This window comes from Pseudomonas lactucae (genome assembly GCF_036688725.1).
GTDB classification, from domain to species: Bacteria; Pseudomonadota; Gammaproteobacteria; order Pseudomonadales; family Pseudomonadaceae; genus Aquipseudomonas; species Aquipseudomonas lactucae.
On sequence record NZ_JAQQPT010000017.1, the window covers coordinates 104,908 to 119,394 of the forward strand.

The following is a 14,487-nucleotide window of genomic DNA, read 5'->3' on the forward strand; positions in this document are numbered from 1 at the left end:
ATAGATAAACACCCATCCAGGATTTGTATATTCAGGGGCCTATCAGAAAAGCTATCGCTCTACGGCGATGCATTTGATCTCCACGAGAAGGCCGGGGCGAGCCAGTTCACCGACACCTATGCATGTCCATGCACAAGTACTCCGAGGAAAGACTTTATCCTTCACGCGTCTAAAAATTGGCATGTGGCGGTGCATATCGACGTGATAAGTTGTCATTTCGACGACATCTTCAAATTCGCACCCGCCGGCTTCCAAGACGAGCCAGAGATTGTCCCAAGCTGCCAAAAACTGCTGCTCTGGGTCTTCGATAACTGATAATTCCGGCGTCCGGCCTACCTGACCAGCGCAGTAAAGAGTCTTTCCTACCTTTACAGCTGGTGCATAACCAGCATGCTCGCAGAGCAATCTCATGCCATCTGGAACAATGATCTGACGATCAGTCATGGTTGTGGAGCCCAAAATATAAACGGATACGAAAGCTAACTCACGTGCCAGAACGGCGTCCAATCGGGTCACTGGGACTCAGCCTCATAAAACCGCATTCGCCACTCTAGAAACCCTGGCCAGTAAGCGAACGACAGACCACTAATAAATAAAGACGCGCATTGGCGTAGCTGCTTTCTCGATAGAAATACTAGCCCCGCGGCGAAAGAGCTATCGAGATCCGCCCGTTTAACGCCCTTACTCTGAAATTGACTTGTCGAGAAGGTGGCTCTCGACTGAAGAGGACTTGCGACGGCGAAAAATCCGTACGCCAGGCGACCGTAGCGGTGCTCTAACAATCTCAATCGGTAACCAGGTGAGGGTTATCGGGGAAAGAGCCACTGCGGTAGCGAACGCATTCAATCCCTCTTTGCAGATCACATCAGAAGAGAATTCGCTTTCCTCGCCATTGAAAGTACACACGATTCGCTCATCAAAGGACTTTGAGTAGGGCCGTCTACCCTCCTCATTTCCGCAGGTGTGTTTGATAATCTCACTGCTATCCAGAATGTTTCGATCAGGGAAGTTGAAGTCCGCAATATCCAAGCCACTGGCTCGCGTACCTGGCACTGATCGGCCCGGTCTGCTGAAAGAACCGTCGGCGTTCCTTCGCCATGGCAACAATTGAAGCAGCGCTCGCATCTCCGGCCGGCATGACAGGTTTGTGGTCGATTCCGATAACAGATGAGCGCGGGTTGTATCCGGCTCCTGCACAGGTGATCTGGACTGAGCCTGCAATTGGGATTGGAAATCTGCACTATGGGTCGTTGCCCGCTTCTTGTTTTCTGAAGTCGGTAACACTGATGAAGCTGGCGGTACCGCAGATATATAGGTCATGGGGACGCCTCATATCAGGTCTGGTGTCATGAGTCTCGCCAGCATTCCTGGCGTGGCTGTTCAGTTTTTGCGCCATCAGATCCCGCTGAACCAGTTGTATCCCTGGTCTTCCCAATACCCGCCCGGGTTGTCGTTGCTCACGAAAATCTCGACAACATGCTTGGGGTTTTTGAAGCCCAATTTGGTGGGTACTCGAACCCGCAGCGGATAGCCGTACTCGGGCGGCAACGCGACATCAGCGTAATCCAGCGCCAGCAGTGTCTGTGGGTGCAAGGCCGTCGGCATGTCCAGACTGGAGTAATAGCGATCAGCACATTTGAAACCGACGAATTTCGCTGTGGTATCGGCACCGATGTGTTCCAGAAAGGTTTTGAGCGGTACACCTCCCCATTGTCCTATGGCGCTCCAACCTTCAACACAGATCAAACGGGTGATATCGCTACGTTGCGGCAGTTTGCGCAAGCTTTCGAGTGTCCATGGAGCCTTGTCCCTGACCCGGCCGGAGACGGCGAGCGAGTAACTGGCGAGGTCCACTTCAGGGATATCGTCCTGGCCATAGAATGCGTTGAACGGAAATGGCGTAGTGATCTGCGCGCGGGTGAAGGTCGGCGCCAGTTTCTGTCCGCTGAACAGCCATGCCTGGACCCTATCGTTCCAGCGCGACATGGCCCAAAGGACCTTGTCAACCTGATCGCCGTCCTGCAGGTTGCAGCCGGTCAGCATCGACATCGCACCCACGGTCAAGCCGGCACGAAGGAAATGCCGGCGCTGGATATTCTCCAACTCAAGCTGTTGCGCAGGTTCAAGCCTGACGCGCTGAACAGTTCCTTTTCTGGATTCAGTCATGGCCATTTCTCCTGATATCAAGCGACCGCACCCCACCTGAAATCATTGGCAGCAGGGTTTTGGGTACCAGCATTACCAACCCAAGATGAATCACGACGAATGCAGCAATTACCGCCATCGCCGCAAAATGTACGTAGCGAGCGACGTCATAGCCGCCCAGTAGCGCGACCAGCTCTTGAAGTTGAATGGGTTTCCAGATCGCCACACCCGAAATGACGACGAGTGCGCCTGCTGCCAGCACCATCCAGTACATCAGGCGCTGCACAGCGTTATAGACACCCTTTTCATGCACGAGCCGGAAGCGCAAAGCGTCCGTAAAATCACGCTTCAATGCGACAAGCCCAATGGGCAGCAACTCACGTTTGAAATGGCGACTGACGACGCCATACAGCACATAGATTGCTCCGTTGATCAGCAGCAGCCACATGAATGCAAAGTGCCAGGCCAGCGCCCCACCCAACCACCCGCCCACGGTTACCGACACTGGAAACCTGAAGCCGAACAGTGGCGAGGCGTTGTAAATGGCCCAACCGCTCATGAACATGCAGACCATGCAGGCGGCGTTGAGCCAGTGGGTGAGGCGAACCGGCCAGGGATGAAGCTTTTTCTGTCTCACGTGTTTCCCCCTCGAAACCAGCCATGTAGCGGAGCGTTGCCAAGCGGCAGCGCCCCTGCCTTTTCAGGTGATTACATCGGTGGCTGGAAGCCATCCTTGCCAACTGCAATGCCGCGCGCGGTGGTTCCATCTGCGGCGGGGAACACGACAATTTTCGTACCTTTGACCAGTTCATCGGCTTTGCCTGGCTCGACGTAGGCAATTGGCACATCGTCCGGTACGACGATTTGTTTCTCGCCACCCTTGTAGTTGACGGTCAATGTGCGGCCGTCAGCTTTGGACAGTTTCCCCACTGTACCGTTGGTCATGGTGCCTGTGCTGCCATCCGCGTTCTGCCAGCCATAATGACCTTCGCCGCTGCCCTTCAGGCTGGCGTCAAAAACCGTCACCTCCAGCGCCTTCAATGTTCCGTTGGCCTGCGGGATGGCCGCCGAGCCAATGAAGCTGTCGGATTTGATCGATTCGATATTGGCCTTCGATACCCGGTTGATACCGGTCTTGTCAGTCAGTCCGATAGTCTGTTGGGCGCCGGAGCGGACAGTGAATGTCAGCGTATTGTTGCTGACGCTTTCCACCGTGCCACGCAGCGGTTTGATCACCGGCATGTCAGCCGCGGTAGCAATGACGGCAGCACTGAGCATCAACAAACCGAATGTGGTAGACAAGGCGTTTTTTAGTTGCATGGTGACGATTCCTCATGGGGTGATGTGCCGCCATCCTCGACCGCAGACCGGGACGTCACGATGACCGCCGAATGACATTTTTGTCATTCGTCAGCCCTGCCCATGAATGACAGAAATGTAACCGACTGCGCCCGCTCATCCCGTTACACTGCACAGCCGAGATACCGATGTCGCGGGCTGAATCCTGTCATGAAGAGACCCGAGCGCGCCTCACGATGCATATCCTGCTAATCGAAGATGACACCAAAACAGGTGAGTACCTCAAAAAGGGGCTCGGCGAGTCCGGTTACAACGTCGACTGGACCCAGCACGGCGCCGACGGCCTGCACATGGCCTTGCATACGACCTACGATCTGATCGTGCTGGACGTGATGTTGCCCGGGATTGACGGGTTTCAGATCATCGAGCTTTTGCGCGCCAGACAAGACGTCCCCGTGCTGTTCCTGACCGCGCGCGACCAGTTGCAGGACCGCATTCGCGGCCTGGAACTGGGCGCCGATGACTACTTGGTCAAACCTTTTTCGTTTACTGAACTGCTGTTACGCATCCGCACCATCTTGCGTCGTGGTGTCGTGCGCGAAGCCGACCATTTCCACCTCGCCGACCTCGAGCTGGATCTGGTCCGGCGCCGCGTTACACGCCAGCAGCAGGTGATCGTGCTGACCAACAAGGAGTTCGCCCTGCTGCATCTATTTCTGCGCCGGGCAGGCGATGTGCTGTCCAGGACACAGATCGCTTCGGAAGTCTGGGACATGAATTTTGACAGCGATACCAACGTGGTGGACGTAGCGGTCAAGCGCCTGCGCAGCAAGGTCGATCAGCCCTACCCTATCAAGCTGATCCATACCATTCGCGGTATCGGCTATGTCTGCGAGGTGAGGCCATGCGGTCCCGACGCCAACCCTCTCTGACCCTGCGATCGACCGTGGCGTTTTCCATGGTAGCGATGCTGGCCGTGGCCGGTGCAGGCGTTTATCTGTATCAGACGATGAAAGCCTCGGTATTGGTGTACAGCGATCATGCGGTCATGGGCCGCCTGGAACATTTTCGCAAGCTGCTGCACTACGAGCTCGCCATCGAAAAGCTGCGCGACAGCCCGCAGATTTTCAAGAACATGCTCGACAGCGAAGACGACATCTTCATCATTGAAGAGCCCGGACAGCAACCGGTAATCCAGGTAAATCCACTGAACGTCACGTTGCCTGAACTGCCCGTGATCGGCCAGGATACAAAGCTGAGCGTCAGTGACCTGCGTAGCGGCGTGACCGACTCGGGAACAATGCTGCGCGCCGCCTCCGTCGTCACGACGTCGGGGGGACGTGAAGTGCGCCTGACCGCCGCGCACCTCATGGGCAAGGAAATGGCTATGCTCGCGGCGTATCGCGAACGTATCTACCTGGCCGTTGCCCTTGCGTTTCTGGCCACCGCGTTGCTGGGTTACCTGGTACTGCGTCGAGGGCTGCGTCCGTTACGCAAGATGGCCGCGCATGCGGCAGCGATAACACCCGAGCGTCTGCACAGCCGTATGGACAGCTCCGATACGCCGGTTGAACTGCAACAGCTGAGTGACGCCTATAACGCGATGCTCGATCGTCTTGCCCGGGGTTATCAACGATTGACGCAATTTTCCGCTGACCTTGCCCATGAAATCCGCACGCCGGTGGGGTCGCTGATGGGGCATTGCCAGGTCGCCCTTCGCCAGCGCCGCAGCGAGGATGACTATCAGGCACTGATCGCTTCGAACCTTGAAGAGCTCGAACGGATCTCGCGCATCGTCGAAAGCATTCTGTTCCTTGCGCGCGCCGATGAAGCGCACGCACTGGTGGAGCGCCAGCAACTATCGCTACATGACGAATCGCAGCGCATTGCCGACTATTTTGAAGGCTTGGCTGAAGAGCGGCGAATGACCGTACAGATAACAGGCGATGGAAACGTGCTCGCTGACCCTTTGCTGCTGCGCAGAGCCTTGAGCAACCTGGTGGCAAACGCCGTTCGCTATGCCTACGAGGGCACCGAGATTCAGATCCGGGTGATGGAAACCCCCGGCGGAGCCCGCATTGAAGTGAAGAACCAAGGGCCTGTGCTGAGTGATGAAACCGTGGGCAAACTCTTCGACCGCTTTTACCGCGGCGATGCGTCTCGCCACCAGAACTCTGACTCCTACGGCCTTGGCCTCGCCATCGTCGTGGCAATCATGCAACTGCATGAAGGTCACGTGCGTGTCGAACAGCCAAAGCCCGGGGTTATCTGTTTTTCGCTGTCATTCCCTGGAGCTTGAACGACGTCGGCGGACAGTGCTTGTCGTTCGCTGCCCCCAACTGAAACTCATGCGCGCAGGTCAACTGTCTGAGGGCTTGCCCAGGCTCTGGTGCTCGACCGGCGCATACTTTTCTTCGCCAGCAACGGGTACCCAGTCCTTCAAAGGTGTAAGAAAGTGCAGTTCAAAACGACGTGACAAGAACGCCCATCTTCCGTCCCGACGTTCAAACCTGTCGTGGTACAGCCCGCTGACTTGCACCGGGCCTTTTTCAATGTCGTGAAACAGGCAATCCGCAGCCACCGTACCCACCGCGCTGTCACCCTTAATATCGATCAGCGGGTTGGCCATCCAGTGATGCATATGTGGCATCTGGCGCCAGCTGTTTTGCGCCATCGCGAGGATTTCGTCACGGTTTCCGGCTTGGCCAAAACCCGGTAGATCCAGTGTTGATTCTTCGTGCCAGATACCGCTCAGGAGCGAGGCGTCGATGCGGTCGAAGGCATTGGCGTAGGCGTTTATCAGCGACTCGATGGCGGCGCGACTTTCCAGGGCGTCCAGTCGGGCGGTCAGTTGTTCCATGTTCATGATGGGGTTTCCTGCTGAGGCTTCGCATAAGCGACGAAGGCAGCCCTCCGCGAGGGCTGCGCTACGGTTGAGCACGTGTTCAGATCTGCGACAGGCCGCCGTCGACCATCAGCTCCACACCGTTGACATATTTCGCATCGGCAGATGCAAGGAACAGCGCCGACGAGGCGATTTCTTCAGGTTGGGCCATATACCCCAGCGGAGTGATCTGCTCGACGTGTTGGCGCAGCGCGGCAATGTCGCTCTCGCTCATCTTCAAGCCGTTATCCATCAGAGGCGTGCGGGTGAAGCCAGGGCTCAGGACATTCGCTCGAATCTTGCGACCTTTGAGTTCGTTGGCCCAAGTCCTGGCGAAGGACCGTACTGCGGCCTTGGATGCGTTGTAGAGGCTCAGTCCTTCCATCCCATTGCTGGAACAGATAGAGGCCGTCAACACGATCGACGCACCGTTTTTCAACAATGGCATCAACGTTTGAACGGTAAAAAAAACCCCCTTCACGTTAATGTCGAACATGTTGAAATAAGCCGCCTCGGTGGTCTCGCCCAGCGGGTTCTTTTCGCAAATACCCGCGTTGGCAAACACTGAGTCCAGCTGATCGTCGCGCGCCTCAATTGTAGCTTTGAGTTTATCGAGATCAGCCTGGCTGGCGACATCGGAAATGACCGCTACGACTCTGTCGCCTAGCTTCGCCACCGCCGCCTCCAGCGTGGCTGCAGAACGACCCGTGATGTAAACACGCTTGGCTCCCTCGGCAATCAAACCTTGCGCAATTGCAAACCCGATCCCTGTGGATGCCCCGGTGACGACTGCAACCTGATTAGCGAATTTGCCTGACATATCTGACTCCTCAGTCTCGATTGTGTGGCTCGACTGGAACCACAGTGCGGCCATTTTGAGAGGAGTCAGGGGCTGAGCGGCACTACCATAAATGAACATTGGCCGTTCATTTATGTGAGGCGTAAGGGAAGGTTTGATCGTTTAGATTGGAGTCAGCTGATTCAGAGCATGACCTGCAATCGAGAATATTCTGGAACCGAAGGGTTCCAGGAAGGAGACCTTATGCCTAAGACAAAAGTCGCCCCCCCGGAACCGCGGCGTTGGTTGATGTTCACCATCTTGTTGGTCGGTGCATTTTTACCGCCGCTGGATTTTTTCATCGTCAACGTAGCGCTGCCTTCAATTCAGCAATCGCTAGGCACGGCCTCCTCCGCCGAACAGTTGATCATCTCCTCGTATGCGGCGCTTTATGCCGTGACACTGATTACCGGTGGACGGCTGGGTGACATCTATGGCCGCATGAGAATGTTCTTCGTTGGTCTGGTTGGCTTTGCCGTTGCCTCACTGATCTGCGGTGTAGCCGAGTCACCCTGGGTGTTGATCGCCGGACGTTCGCTGCAAGGCGTGACGGCAGCCATCATGGCACCTCAGGCACTCGCATCAGTGCAGGCGATATTCCCCGACTCCGAAAAGCCCTTGGCACTGAGCCTGTATGGCGCGGTCTTTGGTCTGGCTTCGGTAGTCGGCCAGGCACTTGGCGGAATATTGATATCGCTCAACCTGATGAACCTGGGCTGGCGGGCGATATTTCTGGTGAATTTACCGATTGCGTTACTGGTCATCCTTGTCGCCATTCCAGTGGTCAAGGAAACCCACGCACCACAGACAAGCAAGCTGGATCTGGGCGGAACGCTATTGTCGATGGTGACGCTTGCGGCTCTGATCATTCCTCTGATCGAGGGGCGTGAATCGGGTTGGCCTTTGTGGGCCTGGCTGTCGCTTGCAGCGGTGCCGCTGCTGGCCTGGCTGTTCTGGCGCTACGAAGCCCGCCTGCATCAAGCGCAAGGTGCTCCGTTGCTGAATCCTGCCGCACTGCGCGCGCCCGGTCTTGCCCGGGCACTGCTCGTCGCCCTCACCTTTTACGCGATCGGCGTGTTTTTCCTGCTGCTTTCCATTTATCTACAGGGAGCGCTGCACACGAGCCCACTCAATGCAGGCCTCGTCTTCCTTCCTTTCGGCGCGGGATTTTTGCTGGGACCGCTTTCCACCCCTCAGTTCAGGCGTTTTCTGGGGGCATACGTCAATCCCGTCGGAATGGGGCTTGAAGTGTTGGGATTTGTGCTCTTGGCCTGGCTCGTGGCGCACACGCCGATGTCCGCCAGCCCCGCTGCGCTGCCCCTTGCCGTCATTCTGTTTCTGATCGGTTTCGGACAAGGATTAGCCCTTCCGACATTGATGCGCATGATCACAGGACGTGTGGCACCCGCATACTCCGGCATGATTGCAGGCATTACCAGCTCCACCCTGCAAATCAGCACGTCACTGAGCGTGGCAATAATAGGCGGCATTTTCTACACCCTTCTAGGCACGGATACGGACGCGGCTGCCATCACCCACGCTTTCACCGTCTCCATACTCTGCATCGCAGCATGCCTGGCGGTAGGCGCGGGATTGAGCCTTACCCTGACGCGCCAACCTGCTACTGATCCGCAAACGGCGGCCATGCACCCAGCAGAGTGAGTCAACCGCATGCCTGATTGCCGATCATGATGGAAGCAAGATCGGCAAGAGCACGAAGGCTGTCCATCTGGCGCATGTCCTGGTGGTAGCCCATCCATATGTCGCGACCCGGTGGCGGCTCGTGCGGATCAATCAACCGCAGCGCCGTTAATTGGTCACCCAAGGCGCGGGGCAATACGGCAACGCCCTGCCCCTGCGTGCACATTTGCGCCTGGACTGTGCGGCTGCTACTGGTGAACAAGGTACGCGCCAGAGGGTAACGCTGCTGCAGCCACTGCACATCGGGATAATGAGACTGGGCAACACTCATGGTAATCAAACCAACCCCCTCGCCCTGTGGCTCGGGATCAGCAGATCCGACGGCCGTGTATAACCCATAGCTCAGGGAGATCAGCTTGCGGTGAACAATATCGGGTTCGGTGAAAGGGACGATTCGAAACGCGATATCGGCGTCGCGACGAGCCAGGTCAAACAATCGATGCCCGGCGATAACCTCAGGCACAATCAGAGGGTAACGTCGCCCCAGTTCACTGAGGACGGGGGCCAGCACATAACAGGCAAACCAGTCAGCGCAAGAAATGCGCAACACACCTTCTGGCTGGGCGCTGTCGCCCGCCAGGCGCCTTTCGATGGCCAACGCACTCTGCTCCATTTCCTGCGCTAGGCTGAGCAGCTTCTCTCCGCTGTCGGTCAGTACCAAACCTTGGGTGGTACGCAGGAAAATGGGCTGGCCACTGGACTGCTCAAGCACCTGCAAGCGCCGCCCCACGGTCGGATGGCTAACACCCAACAGCTTGGCAGCAGCGCCCAATGACCCACTGCGGGCAATCGCGAGAAAGATCCGCACATCACTCCAGTCCATACTCTACCCCGTACAAAAATGAACAGTGAGAGTGCAGTAATGGCAGTGCCGTAGCAATCCCAGGCTCGACATACTTCTCTGCATACACCTTCGTCGAAACACCAACCGAGGGACTGCAAATGAAGATTGGCTTTATCGGTGTGGGAAGCATGACCAGAGCGATCATTCCGTTGCTCATCCGGGCCGGCCATCACGTATCGGCATGGAACCGTAGTCACGCTGCGATTATGGATCTCGAGGGAGTAAGCGTTCTCGAATCCCCGTCCTCGGCCTTTCAGCAAGAGGTCGTCATCAGCCTGCTGGCCGATGATGCCGCCGTCAGGGAAGTGCTGCTGTCCAGCGCTGCTCTGGAAAATGCAGACAAGGCCTGCGTGCATGTCGTGATGTCGACTTTGTCGCCTTCACTCATGGTCGAGTTGCAGGGCATGCATGATGCAATCGGCATGGCATTGGTCGCGGCACCGGTTTTCGGCGTGCCCGCCGTGGCCGCGAGCGGCGAGTTGAACATCCTGGCGGCCGGATCGCAGCTAGCTGTCTCGACGGTTCAACCGCTGTTTGACCTGCTCGGGAAAAAAACCTGGTATCTGGGCGATCAGCCTGAACACGCGTGTATCGCGAAAATCGCCGGCAACATGATGATCACTCAAGCCATCCAGTCGCTGGGCGAAGCTAGCGGACTCGTTCAACGCCACGGACTGACACCTTCGATTTTCGTCAACCTCATGACCCAGACCCTGTTCGCCTGCCCCAGTTATCAACGGTATGGGCAGAACATCGCCAACAACAGCTTTGAACCGGGTTTCAAACTGTCTCTTGGCCTCAAGGATATAAATCTGGCTATTGATGCGGGCCGTCTCAAGGACCTGGAACTGCCTGCTGCGGATGCAGTGCGATCGAAAATGACGTCGGCAGTTGCCCGGGGAGACGGGCACAAGGACTGGTCGGTCTTCGCTACGCAGACACTTACCCAATCAGCCGATCATGCCCAGCAACCCTGGCGAAGCGCACCGATAAAACGTACGCGGCGTGGCAACTTCTGGGTGACCGGCGCCCGTGTTACCCAGAACGGTAAAAATTTCCAGAAGGGTCCGATGTACGTAGCCTGGGAATCCCCTGAGCACATCACTCAAGCCTATCCCGTGGTGCTGGTGCACGGCGGCACGCTGCAGGGCACCGAATGGCTGGATACACCCGATGGTCGCCCGGGATGGGCGCAGCGGTTCCTCGAAGCGGGCTTCGTAGTCTTTCGCGTCGACAGACCCGGCCACGGGCGATCGCCGTATCACCCCGACATCATGGGACCGATGGGGCCAGCGTTCTCCTATGAACGCGCCCGCGAAGTTTACTTTCCAGAGGGAGGTGGAGAAACGCAGTGGCCGTTTGAGTCGGATGACGAAGCAGCGTTTGACGCCTTCATTGCAGCTTACGGCCCCATGCCGGCTGACCTTGCGGCCTCGCAGACCCTGGACGCGGACCGACTGGCCGAACTGCTCGACAGAATCGGTAAGGCCATCATCGTTACGCATTCCGCTTCCGGGCCCAGTGGCTGGTTGGTCGCCGATCGTCGACCCGACCTGATCGCAGGGATTGTGGCAGTGGAGCCTATGGGGCCGGTATTTGGCCATACGCCGGGTATAGGCAGCCTCGAATGGGGACTGACCGCCGCCCCTTTGACCTTTGATCCGCCTCGCGAGACGGCGGAGCAAGTCCGCACAGCAGAACCATCAACCCTGAAAATTCCCGGATTGCAGGGCGTTCCGGTAGCGCTGATGACAGGTGAGACATCAGCGTTTGCTTCTTACGCATCCAGCATTGTCCCTTTCCTGCGAAATGCCGGTGCCAACATTCACCACCTGGATCTACCGGCACTGGGTATTCACGGCAACGGCCACGGATTGATCTATGAACGCAATTCAGACTCGGCTTTCAAGGTAGTCATGCAGTGGCTGGAGGAATCGTTGAACATGCCCGATCCCGCGTAAAGCGCCTGCTCAGGTTCTCCGTCCAATCATGGAAGGACCAAGGAAGGGTACAGACAAGCCCCTTAGAACAACTGCCACGAGGTTATCCATGGACAATTCCGACATCACGCGTCAACTCTCGGCATTCAGACAAACCATCGACAATATCGACGCCGCGCTCATCCACATGCTTGCTGAACGGTTCCGCTGTACTGATGAGGTCGGCTTGCTTAAAGCCCGACATCAATTGCCAGCGGTGGACAAGAAGAGAGAGCAGCATCAATACGAACGTCTGACAGCCCTCGCCCAGGAGGCCAACCTCGATACGGCCTTCGTCCAGAAGCTGATGCAGTTTGTCATCGGTGAAGTGGTCGACCGCCACAGACAATTTGCGGCCAGGCATAACCCAGGACTCTGCGAGGGCGCTGTCCTCAAACCTGAAAACACCGCCGTCTAACCCGCCGCCTCCCCTCACTAGACGCCCGGGAATTGCTGATAGATCGCAGACAACTCGATAGAGAAGCGACTGAATAAGCCCCTTTCTCCGACCGATTCCTGAAAGGCAATTAGACTATCAAGACGAGCAGAACCGCATGAAATGGCCAATGATCGATCAGATTCGCAGTTTCACTGTTTTACCCTCTGGCTACACATGGGATTACCTGAAACGCGAGGAGATCGATGTAGCGATAATTTTTTTCCAGACGTGGTTTCCCTCCATTACGGTGGGGTTAGGGAGCTCTTTTCTGAACCAGCAATTTTATGAAGACAACGTGGTGCTCGAAGACGATCTGGAGCGGGCGATGTTCGCTATAGTGGTCCGCCGAAATCATGAAATCGTCGCGATAGCAACGTGGGAAAAAATTGACGGCGCTGATGTCATCTTCGGGCGAGTGGGCGCGGTAGCCAAACATCATAGACAAACCAAACTGGCCGTAGCTGCCCAAGACCTCGGAGAAAAAATGGGAAGGTTCATGGGAGCGGGCTTGATCTATGGTATGGCGACAACCAGCGCTCCGTATATGCAACAAGCACTGGAGCATGCGGGTTACAAAGCCGTAGGAATAATGCCTGGCTTCGACCAAGAGGAAACAGAGCCAGGAATCGTTCGCAGGGTTTACGAAGTCATCTACGCAAAACGACTCGCCCCCAACTCAAATTTTCTGATTCCTTCAGTACACAACCTCACACCGACCGTCGCTCGGCTTTATGCAGAAATATTTCACGAAACAATCAGGGCTGAATGAGAGGCAAGCATAAAACCAGTGTGTTTCGGATCAAATAAAGATCCTCGCTCACGCTGATTGCGTTGCTCGGGAGCGCCGCTTTAGCTTGCGTGCACCGAATACCAGGTACTGCCATACTGGAGTCAGTCGCAGGTCACCATTCAAGATCACTCGCACACTCAATGCGATTGGGGGCAAAAGGGGGGGCAAATAACAGCATTATCGACCTGAAAACGCCTTCCTAGAGCCTAGTCAAAATGTTTTTTGGCGACCCTGAGAGTCTTTAGGCGTCGTCGGGCAGGCTGATCATCTGATCATTTCTGCCTTTCCACAAACCATGGAGCTCCATTTACTTCCAGTGGATGGCTACATTGGGGGCACATCTGAGGGCATGCATTGGATGGTTTGAAAAGGATGCCCCCAGCCTGAGGCTCAACAATCTTCTTCTCGAAAAATCACCTGCGACAGTTCCCTACCGCCGTTGAAGGCTATCAGATCACCTCAGTTCAAAGACTGACAGCGAAGCGTACCGTCGCTTAAAGCACATCCTGTGGAATTTGACCCAAAACGGCTTAACCAGGATGTCCGAGAAAGCTCCTGCGGATCGCTCATGCAGATGTGCTTCGAGAGCATGCTCGATCGCAAGCACAGGGGTCATGCCGGGCGCAGAGAGGTCTAGTGCAATTGATTCACCCACCGAGGGCAGGCAAAGTAGCCAGGGTTGCCTGTGACTGCAGGCTTGCAGGTGTTGGCTGTTGTCACCCACCACTTTTCACAGGCTATACAACGCACGCTCGATATCGACAGCACGCCAAGCGCGCAACTCGCCGTTACGCTCCTTCCAGTAAGCGCTTCCGCCCAGTTGGTTCTGCTTTTCTGCCTCAATGCAAAGTGCCTGACAATAGGCTTGGTAGCGTGCAACGTTTTCTTCTACATCGCTCACATATCCTCCGCGCAATTTGAATCCGAAGTTCGGATGTTTTTCTGCGATGACAGAATCAATGACCCCACAAGTATCGGGGGCAAGGAAAGCGGCGACTTTGGATGCAAACGCAAAGCCCAATTGTGGCAAAGCACAAAGTAGCTTCACTGCTTCACCATACTGATGGTCGTCGAGAAGGCGCTTGGCATCTCTGATCAAGGCAACAGCCTTGCCACGACCAAAGTGATTGATACCGGGTCTCTGACAGACTTTTTCATTGCGCACGAAGCTGGACCCTACCAACGCCAACTGTACCCTGGATAACGCACGATTGGCGGTCGTGCGCCCAGCAGCACCTGCGTAATGCCCCCAGTAAAGGGTACTCAGATACCCAAGCAACACCTCGTCATCCACAGCCGAGCACATCAACCCGGCGTGATGCGCTTCGAGTTTCGAAGACGTATTGAACGCCACCTCACGATGCAACGCTAACGTGCCACAGAGGCCGACCATTGGATATGCATAGGCGTCTCGCTTCTGTTTGAAACTCACTGACTCGACCTTGATTTCAAAATGACACTATGCCACGAACGAATTCGAAATGATCAAGGTGGCCTGGTAGATTCCAACAGAAAACCAAACCTTACCCGATGTTCAGCAAGACCCTGTGGTCGCGGGCAAGCCAGCC

Annotated in this window: 14 protein-coding genes; 6 read left to right on the forward strand and 8 right to left on the reverse strand. The window is 56.2% G+C overall.

Translation table 11 applies throughout. The features are described from left to right. Positions 1–51: 51 nt before the first annotated feature. The 4 genes from V6M90_RS20000 to V6M90_RS20015 form a co-directional block, all read right to left on the reverse strand. Positions 52–444 (reverse strand): RidA family protein, encoded by a 393-nt coding sequence (locus V6M90_RS20000; protein WP_332847019.1) that lies wholly within the window; start codon positions 442–444, stop codon positions 52–54. A 951-nt stretch (positions 445–1,395) separates the two neighbouring features. Beyond that, positions 1,396–2,166 (reverse strand): molybdopterin-dependent oxidoreductase, encoded by a 771-nt coding sequence (locus tag V6M90_RS20005; RefSeq protein WP_056859946.1) that lies wholly within the window; start codon positions 2,164–2,166, stop codon positions 1,396–1,398. Beyond that, entirely contained in the window at positions 2,159–2,782 is a 624-nt protein-coding gene (locus V6M90_RS20010) for a cytochrome b/b6 domain-containing protein (RefSeq protein WP_056859945.1), read from the reverse strand. Before V6M90_RS20010 ends, V6M90_RS20005 begins: the two co-directional genes overlap by 8 nt. A 71-nt stretch (positions 2,783–2,853) precedes the next feature. Continuing rightward, positions 2,854–3,465, reverse strand: a complete 612-nt coding sequence (locus V6M90_RS20015) for a hypothetical protein (protein ID WP_056859944.1) — start codon at positions 3,463–3,465, stop codon at positions 2,854–2,856. A 215-nt stretch (positions 3,466–3,680) separates the two neighbouring features. On the opposite strand from V6M90_RS20015, the gene V6M90_RS20020 reads away from it, so the two are divergent. Together V6M90_RS20020 and V6M90_RS20025 are read left to right on the forward strand one after the other, a co-directional pair. Next, on the forward strand, positions 3,681–4,376 hold the full coding sequence (locus V6M90_RS20020) for a heavy metal response regulator transcription factor (protein WP_056859943.1): 696 nt from the start codon (positions 3,681–3,683) through the stop codon (positions 4,374–4,376). Beyond that, positions 4,349–5,743: a heavy metal sensor histidine kinase gene (locus tag V6M90_RS20025; protein ID WP_056859942.1), complete on the forward strand. Its 1,395-nt coding sequence runs from the start codon at positions 4,349–4,351 to the stop codon at positions 5,741–5,743. Before V6M90_RS20020 ends, V6M90_RS20025 begins: the two co-directional genes overlap by 28 nt. Before the next feature lie 60 nt (positions 5,744–5,803). Here the strand turns inward: V6M90_RS20025 and V6M90_RS20030 are convergent, their stop codons facing one another. Further along, on the reverse strand, positions 5,804–6,310 hold the full coding sequence (locus tag V6M90_RS20030) for a nuclear transport factor 2 family protein (RefSeq protein ID WP_078828237.1): 507 nt from the start codon (positions 6,308–6,310) through the stop codon (positions 5,804–5,806). A gap of 79 nt (positions 6,311–6,389) precedes the next feature. Beyond that, the gene (locus V6M90_RS20035; RefSeq protein WP_056860326.1) at positions 6,390–7,148 is read right to left on the reverse strand and encodes an SDR family oxidoreductase; all 759 of its coding nucleotides are present in this window, start codon (positions 7,146–7,148) and stop codon (positions 6,390–6,392) included. Positions 7,149–7,415: 267 nt separating this feature from the next. On the opposite strand from V6M90_RS20035, the gene V6M90_RS20040 reads away from it, so the two are divergent. Beyond that, a complete protein-coding gene (locus V6M90_RS20040; protein ID WP_223271418.1) occupies positions 7,416–8,828 on the forward strand; it encodes an MFS transporter in 1,413 nt (470 codons plus the stop codon). A 1-nt stretch (position 8,829) separates the two neighbouring features. On the opposite strand, the gene V6M90_RS20045 is transcribed toward V6M90_RS20040, so the two are convergent. After that, complete coding sequence (locus V6M90_RS20045; RefSeq protein ID WP_056859940.1) at positions 8,830–9,690, reverse strand: LysR family transcriptional regulator; 861 nt, start codon at positions 9,688–9,690, stop codon at positions 8,830–8,832. A gap of 119 nt (positions 9,691–9,809) precedes the next feature. Here V6M90_RS20045 and V6M90_RS20050 point away from each other — a divergent pair, with 119 nt between their 5' ends. The 3 genes from V6M90_RS20050 to V6M90_RS20060 all read left to right on the forward strand — a co-directional run bounded on the left by V6M90_RS20050 (position 9,810) and on the right by V6M90_RS20060 (position 12,898). Next, a complete protein-coding gene (locus V6M90_RS20050) occupies positions 9,810–11,672 on the forward strand; it encodes an NAD(P)-binding domain-containing protein (protein ID WP_223271419.1) in 1,863 nt (620 codons plus the stop codon). An 88-nt stretch (positions 11,673–11,760) separates the two neighbouring features. Next, complete coding sequence (locus V6M90_RS20055; protein ID WP_058426038.1) at positions 11,761–12,108, forward strand: chorismate mutase; 348 nt, start codon at positions 11,761–11,763, stop codon at positions 12,106–12,108. A gap of 148 nt (positions 12,109–12,256) precedes the next feature. After that, complete coding sequence (locus tag V6M90_RS20060; RefSeq protein ID WP_332847020.1) at positions 12,257–12,898, forward strand: hypothetical protein; 642 nt, start codon at positions 12,257–12,259, stop codon at positions 12,896–12,898. Between the two features lie 751 nt (positions 12,899–13,649). Here the strand turns inward: V6M90_RS20060 and V6M90_RS20065 are convergent. After that, on the reverse strand, positions 13,650–14,351 hold the full coding sequence (locus V6M90_RS20065; RefSeq protein ID WP_332847021.1) for a hypothetical protein: 702 nt from the start codon (positions 14,349–14,351) through the stop codon (positions 13,650–13,652). Positions 14,352–14,487 lie beyond the last annotated feature (136 nt).